Source organism: Nocardia yunnanensis (assembly GCF_003626895.1).
Classification (GTDB): Bacteria; Actinomycetota; Actinomycetes; order Mycobacteriales; family Mycobacteriaceae; genus Nocardia; species Nocardia yunnanensis.
In genome coordinates this window covers 4,858,738-4,873,701 of the sequence record NZ_CP032568.1, presented here as the reverse complement: position 1 = coordinate 4,873,701, position 14,964 = coordinate 4,858,738, and the positions used below count along the sequence as shown (strand labels likewise).

Here is a 14,964-nt window from a genome sequence, read left to right as displayed (position 1 = left end):
TGTCATGCCTCCTTGCCGGTCGCCTGACCCGCCCCACCGGACCCGGCGGCGAGGCTGGCATGCCCACCGCTGGATCCGTATCCTCCCGCGCCGCGCGTGGTGTCGTCGAGGGTCTGCACCTCCACGAAGTCCACCAATTCGACCTTCTGCACCAGCAACTGGGCAATCCGGTCACCCCGCCGGAGCTCGATGGCCGCCCGCGGATCGTGATTGATCAGGCACACCTTGATCTCCCCGCGATACCCGGCATCGACCGTGCCGGGGGTATTGACGACCGAAAGCCCCGCCTTCGCCGCCAAACCCGACCGCGGATGGATCAACCCGACCGTCCCGATCGGGAGCGCCACCGCGATGCCGGTGCCGACGAGCACCCGCTCCCCCGGTTCGATGATGACGTCCTCGGTGGTGCACAGGTCCACGCCGGCGTCGCCCTCGTGGGCACGCATCGGTACGGGGATGCCGGGATCGAGCCGCAGCAGGGGAATAGGTGGAATACCGGTCACGTAGGCCGAGCCTACGCGTTCGCGCGCGCGGAGCTTGACCTAGTCTGAAGTCGTGTCCGACCAGCCCCCTCAGGTGACCATGGAACCCACGCAGACCGAGCCCCTCTACACCGAGCGCCTCTGGGTGCCGCTGTGGTGGTGGCCCGCCGCGCTCGTCGTGACCGGGCTGCTGGCAGCCGAAATCCACATGGGCGCACCGGGAATCCGCGCGTGGCTGCCGTACGTGCTGCTGTTCCCGATCGCGGCGTGGGTGCTGCTGTGGTTCTCGCGGCATCGGGTGTTCGTCGCGCCGGACGCGGACGGCGTGCCGGAATTGCGCACCGATCGCGCGCACCTGCCCGCGACGTTCGTCAAACGCGCCGCCCCGGTGCCGACCAGTGCCAAGAGCGCGGCGCTGGGTCGCCAGCTCGACCCCGCCGCATTCGTCCAACATCGGGCCTGGATCGGACCGATGGTCTTGCTCGTGCTCGACGATCCGGACGACCCGACGCCGTACTGGCTGGTCAGCACCCGTCATCCGGAAAAAATCATCGAAGCACTCGGCCTGAAGAACGCGGCCGAGTTGTCCTGACCCAGCGCCAAGGGACTGGCTGGTCAGGCCGCGTCGATGATCCGGAAAAAATCATCGAAGCACTCGGCCTGAAGAACGCGGCCGAGTTGTCCTGACCCAGCGCCAAGGGACTGGCTGGTCAGGCCGCGTCGATGATCCGGAAAAAATCATCGAAGCACTCGGCCTGAAGAACGCGGCCGAGTTGTCCTGACCCAGCGCCAAGGGACTGGCTGGTCAGGCCGCGTCGATGATCCGGAAAAAATCATCGAAGCACTCGGCCTGAAGAACGCGGCCGAGTTGTCCTGACCCAGCGCCAAGGGACTGGCTGGTCAGGCCGCGTCGATGATCCGGAAAAAATCATCGAAGCACTCGGCCTGAAGAACGCGGCCGAGTTGTCCTGACCCAGCGCCAAGGGACTGGCTGGTCAGGCCGCGTCGATGATCCGGAAAAAATCATCGAAGCACTCGGCCTGAAGAACGCGGCCGAAATTTCCTGAGGAGCCCGGCCCGTTCGCTCGGCCGGTTCCTGACCGCGCTCGGCGAACCGAGCGCGGGCGACGGAATCCTCTCGTCCCCTACGCGGACCGTGCCTTACGCAGCGCAGTCCATGCAGATCAGCTGACCGCCGGCTTCACTGGCCAGTCGGCTGCGGTGGTGCACCAGGAAGCAGCTCGAACACGTGAATTCGTCCGCCTGCTTCGGGATGACCCGGACCGAGAGCACCTCCTCGGAAAGGTCCGCGCCGGGAAGCTCGAACGATTCCGCGGTATCGGATTCGTCGATATCCACGACGGCGGACGCGGCTTCGTTGCGGCGAGCCTTCAGCTCCTCCAGCGAGTCCTCCGACACGTCGTCGGATTCACTGCGCCGCGGTGCGTCATAGTCGGTTGCCATGTCGTCTTCCCCTCGTCCTTACTCCGTATATCCCGGACCGGCACCCACCTGACCGGCTCCTGTGGGAGCCGGACCGGGACGAGGTGCCGCCCCGCCCGTGGTGTACGTCACGCGTACACCGGTCACAGATCCGAGCCGGATACTCCTCATCCGCACCGGATCGCGCTCGGTCAACGCAGGACATGCCCTTGTTGTTCCCGAAATCGATCCCCAGTTTCACCTGGGTTGTACGATCTGGGCCGCCAGACAATAGCGGACCCCGGGACAAAAGTCGCAATCAAAACCCTCGCGAGTTGAAACCGAGGGTCAATCGTCACCGACGAGGGAACGCATCGAGATCTTCCTCGCCGTCTCCGAGACCTGACCGGAACCTATGGGACCTGGTGGAACCGGCTGCGCCGCCCCCGAATTCCCCGGCCCGCGCCACACCCGATGCCCGACTTGCCGCGGCCCTGCACGCGTCCACCCGCCCGTTTTCGTAGAGTGTGGGCGTGGTTTCACTGATCACCCAAGGTAACTCGACCGATCCCAAGAGTGGACGGCCGTTCATCCGGCGTCGCTGGGAGCCCTGGGCGGCCATGGTGGGTGTCGTCGCTCTGATCTGCGTCGCCGTCTGGGTCAAGGCGCTGACGATGACCGAGAGCGACCAGGGCGCGATGTCCTGCAACTCCCCCAGCCCCGCCTCGAGCACCTCCGCCGCGCAGCCCGCTCCGCTGGGTGAGCGGGTGGGCGCGTCGCGGTTACGGGATGTGGAGCCCGCGGCGCTGGCCTCCTCGAAGGTGCGTGTCTTCAATGCCAACAATCAACGCGGTCAGGCCGCGCACGTGGCCTCCGAGCTGGGCGATCTCGGTTTCGCCAGCGCGCCCGACGTGCAGATCGGCAACGATCCGGTCTATGTGAACGGTGATCTGGAGTGCACCGGGCAGATTCGCTTCGGCGTGAAGGGCCGCCCGGCGGCGGCGTCGGTGCAGCTGGTCATGCCGTGCGCGGAGCTGATCGAGGATCAGCGCCAGGACGACACGGTGGATCTGGTGCTGGGCACGCTGTTCCGCGACATCCGCCCGGATACGGATGCCGAGGAGGTGCTGAAGTCGTTGAAGAACCCGACGCCCGGCACCGCGCCGGCCATCGATCCGAAGCTGCTCGAGGCCGCGCGACACGCCAAGTGTTGATCGTCTCTTTCGCGGTGACCCGGCTCTGATTCCGGCACCGACGCGAAACCCGCACCGGCACAACACGACAGAGTTTCCGAGAGCGAGAAATCGTCGCGGCATCCACGCCGCGGCGATTTTTTGCATGGCTCAGTCCCGTTTGTCCGCTATATCCGGATGCGTCCAGGCCCCTGTCAGGGAACCGGGATAGGGGTGGTGACATCCAGCCGCTCGAACAGACCGAACAGTTCGTCAGCGATGCCGGGCGCGGCCGCCGACACCAAATCCCCTGCGGCGCCCGGCGAGTCGGGCGCGGGCGGCAGGATCAGCCGCGCCCCCGCCTCGGTCGCGACCAGCGCGCCCGCCGCCCAGTCCCACAGATTCAGGCCGTGCTCGTAATAGGCGTCGGTGCGGCCCTCGGCCACCGCGCACAGATCCAGTGCGGCCGAACCGAACCGGCGGATATCGCGAATGTGCGGCAGCACCTTCGCCACCAGTTCGCCCTGGCGGGTGCGGCGCTCGGTCGCGTAGGCGAAACCGGTCGCCACCAGCGCCATCGACATGGAGTCGACGGGGTTGGCGCGCAAGGCGATCGGCGTACCGCCCGGCGCGGTGCCGTCGAGGCTGGACGCGGCGCGATGCGCGCCCAGCCCCAGCCCGGCGCTGAAGGTGACGGCGTGCGCCACGTCGGCGACCGCGCCCGCCACCGGCCGGCCGTCGCGCACCGCGGCCACCGACACCGAATAGGACGGGATGCCGTAGAGGTAGTTGACCGTGCCGTCGATGGGATCGACGATCCAGTGCACGCGGCCGGGGTCGTCGCTCAGCGCGCCGCCGTCCTCCTCCCCCACCACGTGGTCGCCGGGCCGCTGGTCGGCGACCAGCTTGCGGACCAGTTGCTCGGTCTCGGTGTCGACGATGGTGACCGGATCGGTGGGCGTGCTCTTGGCCTGCACGGCGTCCGCGGCGCGCGCACCCGGCCCGAAGACCTCGGGGCGGCGGGCCCGCACGTGCGCGGCGGCGGTCTCGGCGAGATACACCGCGACACGGCGCAGTTCGGCTATGTCTGAAGTGTCGGGGTTCGGAGAGTCAGGGGCGGGCGTGGTGAAATTCGATTCCGGCACGGCGTCCATCGCAGCACAGATCCGGCATCGCGCGCATTAGGCTTGTCGTGCACGACACAGCGAAGCGACTCGTGCGGGACACAGCGCGGCGGCCGGAGAGCTGCGGCTTTCCGGCAATCACTGGGAGAACGAGGAGTGGTCCATGTCCGATCCTGAGCACGCGTTCGGCATCGACATCGGTGGCAGCGGTGTGAAGGGGGCCGAGGTCGATCTGGCCACCGGTGAGCTGGTGTACGAGCGCATCAAGATCGCGACACCGCATCCCGCCACACCCAACGCCGTCGCCGAGGCGGTCGCCAAACTAGTCGCTCAGTCCGGCTGGGAGGGGCCGGTCGGCATCACCATGCCGAGCGTGGTGCTGCACGGGCAGATCCGCACCGCCGCCAATATCGACAAGACCTGGATCGGGATCGACGCCCGGCATCTGTTCTCGGTAGCGCTGGGCGGGCGCGAGGTGACCGTCCTCAACGACGCCGACGCGGCGGGCATGGCCGAGGACCGTTACGGCGCGGCAAAGGATCTCAACGGCTTGGTAATGCTGCTCACCTTCGGCACCGGGATCGGATCGGCGGTGATGTACAACGGCGTGCTCATGCCCAACAGCGAGCTCGGCCACCTCGAGGTCGACGGCCGCGAGGCCGAGCACCGCGCCGCCGCCTCGGTCAAGGATCGGGTCGGCATGACCTACCCGGAGTGGGCGCGGGAGGTGTCCAAGGTGCTGGTCATGCTGGAAAACCTGTTCTGGCCGAACGTGTTCGTGGCCGGTGGCGGGATCAGCCGCGACTATCAGGAATGGATTCCATTGCTCACCAACAGAACCCCCGTGGTGCCCGCCGCACTGCGCAACACCGCGGGCATCGTCGGAGCCGCCATGGCGGTGTCGGCGGGTATCGCGCCATAAGTAAGCTGGTTCGATCGTTACAATGGAACACATGCCCGGCGGTAGGCCGGAAACCGACACCGGCACGAGAGCCGGTTTACCCCCCGACAGAACCGCTCCGCCGGAATTCCACTCTGGCGTGACGCCGCACGAGACCGTCACGAAAGGGCGTACGTGGTAGCCACGAATACCCGAGAGACCGCCGAATCGGCCGACGCCGCCGACTCAGCAGACACCACTGAAGCACGGCCGGTCAAGAAGGCTGCCGCCAAAAAGGCCCCGGCCAAGAAGGCCGCGGCGAAGAAGGTCGCGGCCAAGAAGACCGCCGCGAAGAAGGCCACCAAGGCGACCGCCAAGAAGACGGCGGCCAAGAAGGCCTCGCCGAAGAAGGCCGCCGAGCCCGGCGCCGAGGGTGGCGAGGGCGACGAGGTCATCGACGACGAGTCGCTGGAACTCGACGATCTCGACGACCTCGAAATCGACGAGGACGACCTCGGCGAGGACGAGGAGATCGTCGACGAGGACGAGGAGGAAGTGGCCGAGGGCGAAGCCGCTCCCGCCGCTCCCGCCGCCGGCGAGGAGGCCGAAGAGGCCGACGAGCCGTCGGAGAAGGACAAGGCCTCCGGCGACTTCGTCTGGGACGAAGAGGAATCCGAGGCGCTGCGCCAGGCTCGCAAGGACGCCGAGCTCACCGCCTCCGCCGACTCGGTCCGCGCGTACCTGAAGCAGATCGGCAAGGTCGCGCTGCTCAACGCCGAGGAGGAGGTCGAGCTCGCCAAGCGCATCGAGGCCGGCCTCTACGCCACGGAGAAGCTGCGCGAGTTCGCCGACAAGGGCGAGAAGCTGCCCGTGCAGTCGCGCCGCGACCTGCAGTGGATCATGCGCGACGGCAACCGCGCCAAGAACCACCTGCTGGAAGCCAACCTGCGACTGGTCGTTTCGCTCGCCAAGCGCTACACCGGCCGCGGCATGGCGTTCCTGGACCTCATCCAGGAAGGCAACCTCGGTCTGATCCGCGCGGTCGAGAAGTTCGACTACACCAAGGGTTACAAGTTCTCGACCTACGCGACATGGTGGATCCGCCAGGCCATCACCCGCGCCATGGCCGACCAGGCCCGCACCATCCGCATCCCCGTGCACATGGTCGAGGTCATCAACAAGCTCGGCCGCATCCAGCGCGAACTCCTCCAGGACCTGGGCCGCGAGCCCACCCCCGAAGAGCTCGCCAAGGAAATGGACATCACGCCGGAAAAGGTGCTGGAAATCCAGCAGTACGCCCGTGAGCCCATCTCCCTGGACCAAACCATCGGCGACGAAGGCGACAGCCAACTCGGCGACTTCATCGAAGACTCCGAAGCAGTAGTCGCCGTAGACGCGGTGTCGTTCACATTGCTCCAGGACCAACTCCAGTCGGTCCTGGAAACCCTGTCCGAGCGCGAAGCCGGCGTAGTCCGCCTCCGCTTCGGCCTCACCGACGGCCAACCCCGAACCCTGGACGAAATCGGCCAGGTCTACGGCGTAACCCGAGAACGCATCCGCCAAATCGAATCCAAGACCATGTCCAAACTCCGCCACCCCAGCCGCAGCCAAGTCTTGCGCGACTATCTGGACTAGTGATCCCCATCGATTGGGCCCTCGAGTATTTCGCTCGGGGGCCCAATCGTTTGTTCGGTAACGGATTGCGGTGCCCGACGACATTTCTCATACGAGCTGCCCGAAGCATCATGACAGGGGGCCGCAGCCGATGAAAGTTGTGGGCGCATTGGCGCATATCGCCAAAGGAAAGCCGCGGTCTGGGTTCTGATCACTACGGTTTCGGCGCTGATACTGGCCGGGCCTTCCGCTTTCGCCGAGCCGAGCAGTTCGACCTGGGTGACTCCGGGGGCATTTTGCAAAGACTCCGGTGCTACTGGTCTGAGCAAGGATGGCAAGCATATGGTTTGCGATACCGCGCCTGGCGACTGACGGTTGCGGTGGCGGGAAGGGTGAGGGGCTGCGGGGCGATGTCACCAGCCGGAGCCGGAGCCGCCTGATCCGGTGTTGGACAAGATGGTGCCGATGATCATCTGCAGGATTCCGGCGACTGATCCCACGTACTCCACGGTGTTCCTCCGAGCTTTTCAGCGCCGCTTGTCCGGCGTAGCTGGAACATAACCCAGTTAACATGTGGAATATAGACGTTTCGGTAAAGTTGCTGGTCGCGAGGGTGGCATGCCGTGGCTGAGCGTTGGCTTCGGGTTATCGGTTGCGCCTCTTGGGTTTACGGCCCGAACTTTTCCGGCCGACAGCTCCTCGGCTCTATCGCTGTGCGCCCGTTACACTTCGAAGAGGGGCCATGAGCAGCCTCGGCTCCCTGTGGAGCTCTGCCGAGGAGGGGGGCGGCTATGTGGTTCGGACGGTCTGGGGTATTCACCGATCCGCCAGTGGATCTCACCAGTGCGGAACGCAATCGGGGGGTGCGGGCCGCGCGGCGGGCGGCGCTCGCCGCGCAGCGGAGTTTGACGCGTACGAAGAAGCGGGAGTATCGGCGGTATCGGGCAACTGCCGGGGACAAATATTTGGATTGGTCACAGTGAGCCATTTTCATCCTCGGCTGAGAGGTGTTGGCGCCGTTGAGGATTGGTGCGGCGTGTCGCCGACGTGATTGGCGAAGCCCCTGGTAGATCAGCTGTTTACCACAACCGCTGTTCACCAAGGGCTACCCACGTGTTACTCACCCGTTCGCCGCTCGTGTACCCCGAAGGGCCTTACCGCTCGACTTGCATGTGTTAAGCACGCCGCCAGCGTTCGTCCTGAGCCAGGATCAAACTCTCCGTTGAAGACTCTCGACTTTGCTCTTACGAGCTAATCGGAAGAATTAACCAGAGTCCGAAAACCTTGGCAGATTTAAACGCCAGCTCGGAAATTAAGCTGACATAATTGTCCAACCACTTTCACGGGGGTGAGAATGATTGGAACCAAATAAAATATTTGGCACTGACATTCATCGACACACTATTGAGTTCTCAAAGAACACACGCACACACCAAACGCTCCGAGTTGATCGGATGTCCAGTGAGGCAACTTTTCCAGCCTAGCGGACCTACCCAAAAGAGTCAAGCCCAAACCTAGTGTTGGAGTGTTCATGTCCGGCGCCTTCGTCCAACCTCGTTTCCGCTTCCGAATCCAGCCTCTGAGCTGGGCGTTTCGGTCCCGGTCGGTGTCCGTGTCGCTCTGACTTGGAATAAGTTACGCGGCGGATAACGCAAGGTCAAATCCGCTGGTCGCCAACGTGTTTGCACTGGTCAGAGCGACGGAGACCGGTCGGTTGGACGACCTGGGTCACACCTTTGTGACCCAGGTCATTTCGATCTTGTCGCCGAATCAGTTGCGCCACTGGTCAGTTGGCCAGGGCTGGCGAATCAGCTGGTCGCGCGGCGCACGCCGGCGAAGTTCTTCTTGCCGCGGCGCAGCACCAGCCAAGTGCCGTGCAGGTAGTCGGCATCGGAAGGAGTCCACTCGAGGTCGGACACCTTCTCGTTGTTGACCGACGCGCCACCCTCGTTGACCGCGCGCCGGGCGGCGCCGCGGCTGTCGCACAGCCCGGACTCGACCAGCAGATCCACGATGGTCGAGGACGGAGTCGCCTCCGCGACCTTGCCGTCGACGGCGGCCTCGGTCAGCGCTGCGGCCAGGGTCGACTCGTTCAGTTCGCGCAGCTCACCCCGGCCGAACAGGGCCTGGCTGGCCAGCTGCACCGAGCGGGTGTTCTCCTCACCGTGCACGAGGGTCGTCATCTCCGCGGCCAGGCGGCGCTGCGCCTCGCGGGCGTGCGGGCGCTCGGCGGTGGCCTTCTCGAGTTCATCGAGTTCCTCGCGCGAGAGGAAGGTGAACCAGCGCAGGTAGCGGACCACGTCGGCGTCGGCCGTGTTCACGAAGTACTGGTACCAGGCGTAGGGGCTGGTCATCTCCGGGTCCAGCCAGAGGCTGCCGCCGCCGGTGGACTTGCCGAACTTCTTGCCGTCGGCCGAGGTCACCAGGGGGACGGTCAGCGCGTGCACGTGCTCGCCGTCGACGCGGCGGTTGAGCTCCACGCCGGCGATGATGTTGCCCCACTGGTCCGAACCGCCGACCTGCAGCGTGCAACCGTATGCGCGGCGCAGCTGCAGGAAGTCGTTGGCCTGCAACAGCATGTAGCTGAACTCGGTGTAGGACATGCCGTCCGACTCGAGGCGGCGCTTGACGGTGTCGCGGGCCAGCATGACGTTGACCGAGAAATGCTTGCCGATGTCGCGCAGGAACGAGACCGTGCTCAGCGATCCGGTCCAGTCCATATTGTTGGCGATGATCGCCGCGTTCGGGGCGTCACCCAGATCGACGAAGCGCTCCAGCTGGGAGCGAATCCGCCCGGCCCATTCGGCGACGGTATCGGTGGAGTTCATGGTGCGCTCGCCGACATCGCGCGGGTCACCGATGAGACCGGTCGCGCCGCCCGCGAGCACGATCGGACAGTGTCCCGCCCGCTGGAAACGCTTGAGCGCCAGCAGCGGAACCAGGTGTCCGGCGTGCAGGGAGGCCGCGGTCGGGTCGAAGCCGGCATAGAGGGTGATCGGTCCCTTGGCCGCGGACGCGCGCAGGGCGTCCAGGTCGGTGGACTGCGCGATCAGTCCGCGCCAGGTCAGTTCATCGATGATGTCGCCGCTCACGCCTCTACATCTTTCCGCACGTGAATGAGGAGGTTGCACAGGCCCGGGGTAGTAGCGAAACGAGTCCGGCCCGCCGATCGGGGATCGGCGGGCCGGGAAGCGAATTCGGGTGGCTGACCACCGAACGTCCCGAAGCCCGCCGCCGAGTGTGCTCGGCGGCGGGCTGGAGGTCTAGCGAATATCGGCTCTCACTTGACCAGGTTGGTGAAGGTGGAGAAGGAGGCGCGGCGCTCGTAGGCGATCCAGGCGAAGATCGCGGCCAGCGCCAGCGGGAAAATCGCCATGGCGGGCTTGTCGGCGAGGAACGCCTGGGTGGCGGCGGCGAGCACGGTGAGAACGGACAGGCCCGCGGCGGCGGGACCGGTCAGGCGGCGGACCATGAGGCCGATACCGCCCGCGACCTCCGCGACGCCGATGAAGATCAGCAGGCCGATCGGGATGGACACGCCGGCGGCTCCGTTGTCGATCAGCGTCTGCGGCATCACGAGCTTCGGCCCGCCCGAGGCGATGATGAAGAAGAGGCCGAGCACGATCTGCAGGGTCCACAGGACCCGGTTGCGGACCTTGCTGGGGGCGGCGGTGGTGGCGGTCGGGGTGGCGGCGATGGCGGTCATGTCGAATGTCCTTCCGGGGCTTGTCGGTTCGGTGTCGAACTCGCTTGCTCCATAGGACGGGGGCCGTCGCGGAAACTCATCGCGGCGCGGGAAGAATTTTTCGATCAGCTGTCGAACGCGGCCTTCAGGCTGGTCAGGTGGATGCGGCTGGCGGTGGCGGCGGCTTCCGGGTCGCGGGCGCGGATGGCGTGGTAGAGGTCCTCGTGGGCGTCGTGGTCGGCGGCCGGACCGCGCATGGGGCGGATGCGCAGCATGTCGATCATGGCGTGGCGGGAGCGCGGCACGAAGGCGTTGAACAGTTCCAGCAGGATGTCGTTGTGGGCGGCGGCCACGATGGTGCGGTGGAAGGCGGTGTCGGCGTCGACCAGGCTCTCGACGGAGGCGCCGCTTTCGGCGCGGGCAGCCAGGGCACGCAGGATATTGCGGAGATCGGCGGGCGTGCGGCGGTGGGCGGCCAGGGCGGCGCCCTCGGCCTCGATGGCGATGCGGGCCTCGATCACCGTGACGATGTCGCTGCGGCGCAGCACCGTGTCCCAGTCCTCGGCGACATCCAGGGCGGTGACGAAAACGCCAGCGCCCTGGCGGCTTTCGAGGACGCCCTTGCCGGCCAGTTCGCGGATGGCCTCGCGCAAGGTGGAGCGGCCGACGCCGAGCTGGGCGGCCAAGGTGGTTTCGCCCGGGAGCCGATGGCCGAGCTCCCACTCCCCCGCGCGAATTCGCGACAACAGGACCTCGGCTGCCTGGGCGGCAAGTGGATGCCGTTGTACCTGCGCCACTTTTCTTCGGCCTCTCTACTTGTCTGAGGAGTAAATCGCCTCTAGTCTAGTCGACATGCTTACGGGTGCCCTGCTTCTCCTTCGCCGCCGCGGCGGGGTCTGACCGGACCGGCACCCCGCTAGCGGGCTCGCTGTGCTGCGCCGGTCACCTCTTCCGACGCGAAAGCGAACTCCCGTGAACAACTCTCCCGCCTGGAATCGTCAGCAGCCTTCGGTCATGCCGTCGCATCGGTATCGCGATGTGTACCACAGGGTTTCGGTGCCGCTGACCGAACGCGAATGGCCGTCGCGGCGGATCACCAGCGCGCCGCTGTGGGTGCCGGTGGATCTGCGCGACGGCAATCAGGCGCTGGCCGAGCCGATGGACCCCGAACGCAAGCGGCGCTTCTTCGAGATGCTGGTGGCCATGGGCTACAAGGAGATCGAGGTCGGGTACCCGAGTGCCTCGCAGACCGACTTCGACTTCGTGCGGTTGATCGGGTCGGCCGGGCTGGCGCCGGCGGACGTCACCATCGTGGTCTTCACGCCCGCGCGCCGGGACCTGATCGAGCGGACCGTGGAGTCGGTGCGGGGCATTCCCAACGACGTGGTCATTCACATGTACACCGCTACGGCGCCGGCCTGGCGCGAGGTGGTGCTGGGCAAGACGCGGGACGAGCTGGCCGAGCTGATCGTCGCCGGTGGGCGGGACGTGCTGGAGTTCGCCGGGGACATGCCGAATGTGCGATTCCAGTTCTCGCCGGAGGTGTTCATGCTGACCGAACCGGACTACGTGCTGGATATCTGCGACCGCATGACGACGCTGTGGGATGCCACGCCGCAACGCCCGGTGATCCTGAACCTGCCCGCGACCGTCGAGGTGGCGACGCCGAACGTGTACGCCGACCAGATCGAATACATGCACCGCAATCTGGCGCGGCGAGACAGTGTCATCCTGTCGGTGCATCCGCACAACGATCGCGGCACCGGGGTGGCCTGCGCGGAACTGGCGGTGCTGGCGGGGGCGCAGCGGGTGGAGGGGTGTGTGTTCGGCAACGGTGAGCGCACCGGCAATGTGGATCTGGCGACGCTGGCGCTCAATCTGCATGCGCAGGGCGTGGATCCGATGATCGACTTCTCCGATATCGACGCGGTGCGGCGGACGGTGGAACACTGCACGCGGCTGCCGATTCCCGACCGCCACCCTTACGCGGGCGATCTGGTGTACACCGCGTATTCGGGCACCCATCAGGACGCCATCAAGAAGGGGTTCGCCGAACACCGTGAACGCGCCGCGCGGCTGGGCCGGCCGGAGCGCGAAATCCCTTGGCAGGTACCGTATCTGCCGATCGATCCCGCCGATGTGGGGCGCAACTACGATGCCGTGATCCGGGTGAACTCCCAGTCCGGTAAGGGCGGCATCGCCTACCTGTTGCAGTCGGAGTACGGCCTGGACCTGCCCCGCCGCCTGCAGATCGACTTCGCGCGACATGTGCAGCGGCACACCGACGCGACCGGCACCGAGGTATCGGCCCGCACTCTGTGGGAGCTGTTCAGCGCCACCTATGCGGCGAACCCGACGGACGGTTCCGCACCGCAATTCCCCAGCGGCGCGACGATCGACGAGGTGGTCGCTGCGATGGCCGAGCACGGCCGCCCGATCGAAGTGCTGTCGGTGACCACACACAGTGTCGAACCCGCGGGCTCGACCGCCGCCTACCTGGAATACCGCTGCGACGACACCGTGTCCTGGACGTTCGCCGAAGCCGAAACCGCCTCGCGCGCAACGGCCGCCGCCGCGCGAGCCGCCGCCGCACGCACAGCGGCGCCACAGACGGTCTCCGCCTAGCGAATCGGAGCCCCGGCCCGGCGGAGCTCAGCGGCTGCGCCGGGCTCGACCGGGGCTTTCCCGAGGCCCTCCACCACTCGGGCGGAGTGGTCGGCCCGAGTGGTCATCGTCGACAACGTTCGGCCAGGGGCAGCCGAGTGTGGCCTCAGGCGGTGTGGTCGCCGTCGGCGTTCGGGTCGGGGGTCAGGCGGCGTTCGAGGTCGGCGACGCGGGCTTCCAGGGCGGTGGCGCCGGGGGTGAGTCCGAGTTGGCGTTCGAGGGCGGTGATGCGGTGCTCGAGGGTCGAGATGCGTTGGTGGAGGTCGGGTTCCGGGTGGTGGTGAGGGCCCGGGGCTTCGCGGATGGCGGTGAGGACTCGGGCGCGGACCTCGTCGGGGGTGGCGCCCAGGCTCAGCAGGACCTGGGGCGCGATGCCGGAGCCCTCCTCGACCAGGGCCAGCAGAATGTGTTCGGGGCCGATGTAGTTGTGGCCCAGGCGCATTGCCTCGCGCAGCGACATCTCGAGGATCTTCTTGGAGCGCGGGGTGAAGGGGATGGGGCCGGGCGGGGCGGGGCTTGGCTGGGGACCGACGGCCTGGTCGACGCGGTCGCGGGCGGTGGACATGTCGACCCCGAGACCTTCCAGGCAGCCCGCCGCGATCGGGTCGCCGCCGCGCAGCAGGCCGAGCAGCAGGTGTTCCGTGCCGATCCAGTCGTGCGCGAGGGCGCGGGCTTCCTCCTGCGCCAGGACGATGGCGTGACGGGCGGTGTCGGTGAACCGTTCGAACATGGGCTTCCACCTAGGGGCGAGGTGTCGATTCCACCCACGGTAGTCCTTCTGCCGGCCCGGGCAGCCGTTTGGCGGGGATCCGGCGGCATCGGGACGGTTCCCTGCCGACCGGCTAGGCGGGCCGTTCCAACCGCGGCGCCCGGGGACTGCGGCGATATGCCGAGACGGCCGGGGAATCCGGGAGCCACAGTCGCCAGGGCCGGTCGGCCGCGACGCTGACCCCGACTCGCGGGCCGGCGGAAACCGCTGCCACATCGGTGATTTCGGGTCCGAGTTCGAGGCGAATGGGCGCGGCCGGATCGAAGAGCCGAGTTCCGTAGTCGTCCAGGCCGATTCCGAGGGCGCTGCCGACATTGCCCGGACCGCGGGCCAGACCGGCGTCGGTTTTGGCGGCGGGGCGGCGACCGCGGGCGAGTTCGAGACCGTCGACGATCTCTCCCGCCCGGACGAGGACCGCGCTGGCGACGCCGTCGGGTCCGCTGGTGACGTTGACGCAGGTGTGCATGCCGTAGCTGAAATAGACGTACAGAATGCCGGGCGGTCCGAACATCACGGTGTTGCGGGGCGTGGGACCGCGAAACGAGTGGGCGGCCGGGTCGGGCCAGGGTCCGGCGGGGTCGCCGCCGTAGGCCTCGACCTCGACGATGCGCATGCCGACCGGACCCGAGCGCAGGATGCCGCCGAGCAGTCGCCGGGCGGCACGCAGGGGTTCGACGGCAAGTTCTTCGGCTCCCACGCCGACCCATTGTTCCGCAACGCCGCGTGCGCACCGCACCGCCCTCTCGGGAGGGCGGGCGACGCTCAGCCGCCCGATCCGCTACGCGACGGTCACAGCCACTCGGACACGCCGCCGTGTCCGGAGCAGGTACCGCGACGGTGCTGGCTGAAGCTCCAGCTGCCGTCCTTGCAGTGCGCGGTCGCCCCGTCCGGTGCGGTGGCGCCCTGCTGCGGACGCTGCACGCACGCACCGTCGCTGTTCTCGTATTCGCTTGCGGCGCAAGCGGTGTGCAGAACCGGCACGGCGGTGGCCGGTGCTGCGAGCGCGGTGCTCGCGCCGATGAAGGCCGCGGCGGCCCAGGGCAGGATATGTCGCGCCACCCGGCGCGTGGTCAAGCCGATCACTTCGAAATCCCTTGCACGGAAACGATGTCGAACCGGGAGGCGGACGCCTCCGGCGAGCACCGAACAGTA

Annotated in this window: 14 protein-coding genes; 5 read left to right on the top strand and 9 right to left on the bottom strand. The window is 67.0% G+C overall.

The genetic code is table 11. From position 1 onward, the window contains the following. Positions 1 to 2: 2 nt before the first annotated feature. Positions 3 to 503 carry a dUTP diphosphatase gene (dut, locus tag D7D52_RS22865; RefSeq protein WP_120739489.1) on the bottom strand — a complete coding sequence of 167 codons (501 nt, stop codon included), beginning with the start codon at positions 501 to 503 and terminating at the stop codon, positions 3 to 5. 79 nt (positions 504 to 582) lie between these two features. Between dut and D7D52_RS22860 the strand changes: the two genes are divergently transcribed. Then, positions 583 to 1,074: a DUF3093 domain-containing protein gene (locus D7D52_RS22860; RefSeq protein ID WP_120739487.1), complete on the top strand. Its 492-nt coding sequence runs from the start codon at positions 583 to 585 to the stop codon at positions 1,072 to 1,074. Positions 1,075 to 1,643: 569 nt separating this feature from the next. Here D7D52_RS22860 and D7D52_RS22855 read toward each other — a convergent pair. Beyond that, on the bottom strand, positions 1,644 to 1,946 hold the full coding sequence (locus D7D52_RS22855) for a DUF4193 domain-containing protein (protein ID WP_120739486.1): 303 nt from the start codon (positions 1,944 to 1,946) through the stop codon (positions 1,644 to 1,646). 491 nt (positions 1,947 to 2,437) lie between these two features. On the opposite strand from D7D52_RS22855, the gene cei reads away from it, so the two are divergent. Continuing rightward, positions 2,438 to 3,118, top strand: coding sequence for an envelope integrity protein Cei (gene cei, locus D7D52_RS22850; protein ID WP_120744378.1), 681 nt, complete (start codon positions 2,438 to 2,440; stop codon positions 3,116 to 3,118). A 173-nt stretch (positions 3,119 to 3,291) separates the two neighbouring features. Here cei and D7D52_RS22845 read toward each other — a convergent pair whose 3' ends face one another. Further along, positions 3,292 to 4,230 (bottom strand): inositol monophosphatase family protein, encoded by a 939-nt coding sequence (locus tag D7D52_RS22845; protein WP_120739484.1) that lies wholly within the window; start codon positions 4,228 to 4,230, stop codon positions 3,292 to 3,294. A 133-nt stretch (positions 4,231 to 4,363) separates the two neighbouring features. Between D7D52_RS22845 and ppgK the strand changes: the two genes are divergently transcribed. Both ppgK and D7D52_RS22835 read left to right on the top strand, forming a co-directional pair. Continuing rightward, positions 4,364 to 5,122, top strand: coding sequence for a polyphosphate--glucose phosphotransferase (gene ppgK / locus D7D52_RS22840; protein WP_120739482.1), 759 nt, complete (start codon positions 4,364 to 4,366; stop codon positions 5,120 to 5,122). Between the two features lie 153 nt (positions 5,123 to 5,275). After that, a complete protein-coding gene (locus D7D52_RS22835) occupies positions 5,276 to 6,715 on the top strand; it encodes an RNA polymerase sigma factor (protein ID WP_120739480.1) in 1,440 nt (479 codons plus the stop codon). Positions 6,716 to 8,502: 1,787 nt separating this feature from the next. Here the strand turns inward: D7D52_RS22835 and tyrS are convergent. From tyrS to D7D52_RS22820, 3 genes are all read right to left on the bottom strand, one after another. Continuing rightward, positions 8,503 to 9,786, bottom strand: coding sequence for a tyrosine--tRNA ligase (tyrS, locus tag D7D52_RS22830; RefSeq protein ID WP_120739478.1), 1,284 nt, complete (start codon positions 9,784 to 9,786; stop codon positions 8,503 to 8,505). Between the two features lie 188 nt (positions 9,787 to 9,974). Then, a complete protein-coding gene (locus tag D7D52_RS22825) occupies positions 9,975 to 10,400 on the bottom strand; it encodes a DoxX family protein (RefSeq protein WP_120739476.1) in 426 nt (141 codons plus the stop codon). A gap of 104 nt (positions 10,401 to 10,504) precedes the next feature. Beyond that, positions 10,505 to 11,176: a FadR/GntR family transcriptional regulator gene (locus D7D52_RS22820; RefSeq protein WP_120739474.1), complete on the bottom strand. Its 672-nt coding sequence runs from the start codon at positions 11,174 to 11,176 to the stop codon at positions 10,505 to 10,507. Positions 11,177 to 11,393: 217 nt separating this feature from the next. Between D7D52_RS22820 and D7D52_RS22815 the strand changes: the two genes are divergently transcribed. Then, complete coding sequence (locus tag D7D52_RS22815; protein WP_120739472.1) at positions 11,394 to 13,004, top strand: 2-isopropylmalate synthase; 1,611 nt, start codon at positions 11,394 to 11,396, stop codon at positions 13,002 to 13,004. A gap of 145 nt (positions 13,005 to 13,149) precedes the next feature. Here the strand turns inward: D7D52_RS22815 and D7D52_RS22810 are convergent, their stop codons facing one another. The 3 genes from D7D52_RS22810 to D7D52_RS22800 all read right to left on the bottom strand — a co-directional run bounded on the left by D7D52_RS22810 (position 13,150) and on the right by D7D52_RS22800 (position 14,895). Continuing rightward, positions 13,150 to 13,773, bottom strand: coding sequence for a Clp protease N-terminal domain-containing protein (locus tag D7D52_RS22810; protein WP_120739470.1), 624 nt, complete (start codon positions 13,771 to 13,773; stop codon positions 13,150 to 13,152). A 112-nt stretch (positions 13,774 to 13,885) separates the two neighbouring features. Continuing rightward, a complete protein-coding gene (locus D7D52_RS22805; RefSeq protein WP_120739468.1) occupies positions 13,886 to 14,509 on the bottom strand; it encodes a DNA-3-methyladenine glycosylase in 624 nt (207 codons plus the stop codon). 92 nt (positions 14,510 to 14,601) lie between these two features. After that, positions 14,602 to 14,895, bottom strand: a complete 294-nt coding sequence (locus D7D52_RS22800; protein WP_120739466.1) for a DUF3761 domain-containing protein — start codon at positions 14,893 to 14,895, stop codon at positions 14,602 to 14,604. Between the last annotated feature and the right edge of the window lie 69 nt (positions 14,896 to 14,964).